Genomic DNA, 1,598 nt, shown 5'->3' on the forward strand with positions numbered 1-1,598 from the left:
CTCACACTGTTTATAGAGATCAGGAGCTGCAAAACCACTATCGCCGCGAAGCAGGAGATGGATGGTTGGATAATCATTCACGATCACGGCTTTGCCGTGAATAATTCAGGTTTACTTTAAAAATATGCAATTTCTGACATCTTTCCATTTGAAGCTATAAAAAATTTTCCCATATCAGAATCAAATAATAATGATTTCTCAGGCTTAAGCATATCCAGCTCTTCCGGTATACTCCTTGCAATAATAAAACTGTTTGAACTCAGGGAAAGCAAATCATGATTGCCTACAAAATATTGTCCTATTGATCTCCAGAAATTTGCACCAAATGTCTGCATACTATATAAAACCAGATCCATCTCATCCTCAATATCTATCCCATAGATCATTTCAGCAACACGAATCAGAAATGTTTTCTCAATGCCTGATATAACTACAATTTGGCGGGATCCCAGATTGTAAACCATTTTCTGGCATATAACTTTTCCAAAGTTTTCACCTTGATAGTTTCTATTTATAATCTTCACATTTGCTGCAACATTGAGAAATGAAATCAAATTTGTATTGATCACATTTTTCAGCTGCTCTTCAAAATCACTATTGTATGAAGATATGGCTGAGATTCCTTTCCCTACAATTGCCATATCTTCTGTTGTTATATGTTCCAAAAGCCATCCAATTCCATCTCCCACAAGTTCTGCTATCTCTTTTTTGCTGCATTCATTGCGCTTTACAATGTCTGCTTTTTTTTTCAGCAGCATATTATAAAACTCGTCATGCAGCATCTTATGAAATTCATAACCGGCATAACCTATCTCCCGCATATATATTTCTTCACTCTTTGCATGCCTTTTAAAATATCTAAGCATATATTCCAGAGTTTCCTTCATAAGGAATAACCGGTACTTCGCATCATCTCCTCTCTCCATTACTTTATTATAAATCTGATCTGATATCCGAAACAATTCTTTATGCTCTTCATCAAGTTTATCTATGCCCATAAGATAATTTTTACTCCATTTGATCATTTTGTCGTCTCCCTTCATGCCTTTATACTGTCAATATGCCTGTATTATCCAATTTTGCAGTTAACGCTTTAACCATTATATCATTCCCATTTTACATTTTCAACACGCGAACTTTACATTTTTAATGAAATATAAAAAGCGCCTCCCGGATTCAGAATATATTCATTCTGTTCCAAGAGACGCACTCACTGTCTTTTTATAAAAATGACTACTTATCCTGAATTATTCACGGAGCAATTTCTAATCTAAACCTTGCACCATGAATTGAAAAAATGATCCATGCAGCCATAACTTCTCTCAATTTGTCAGAAAAAAGGGTATAAAATCCCTATGACGAGTTTTTGAGCAATTATCATGCTGTCAAGGTCCATTGACGGTTGCTATTCCAGCTGTACATCCAGCTTACCTATTGCAGAAAGGGTGTCATAAAACTCTTCTTTATATGGACAGCTGCGGCACAGCTTGAATGTGATATATCTTGCTGAACGAACTACTTTTGCAGTAAAATTTGATAAGGTATTCTGGTGAGGAATCCATGTTTGTGACGATAAAGGTATACATGTAAACCATTTG

General features: G+C 35.4%; 1 protein-coding gene and 1 pseudogene. Both read right to left on the reverse strand.

What is annotated here, in order from left to right; genetic code table 11:
* Positions 1–116 precede the first annotated feature (116 nt).
* Positions 117–1,025, reverse strand: coding sequence for a hemerythrin family protein (locus GPK83_RS08640; RefSeq protein WP_215704564.1), 909 nt, complete (start codon positions 1,023–1,025; stop codon positions 117–119).
* 380 nt (positions 1,026–1,405) lie between these two features.
* Positions 1,406–1,598, reverse strand: a pseudogene (locus GPK83_RS08645) (IS1380 family transposase); the annotation flags it as partial.

Origin of the sequence: Clostridium sp. MCC328 (assembly GCF_018785465.1) — a bacterium.
Taxonomy (GTDB): Bacteria; Bacillota; Clostridia; order Lachnospirales; family Lachnospiraceae; genus Pilosibacter; species Pilosibacter fragilis.

Excerpts from the sequence above, each read along its gene's own strand:
- GPK83_RS08640 (WP_215704564.1), bottom strand. The coding sequence starts at position 1,025 with ATGATCAAATGGAGTAAAAATTATCTTATGGGCATAGATAAACTTGAT.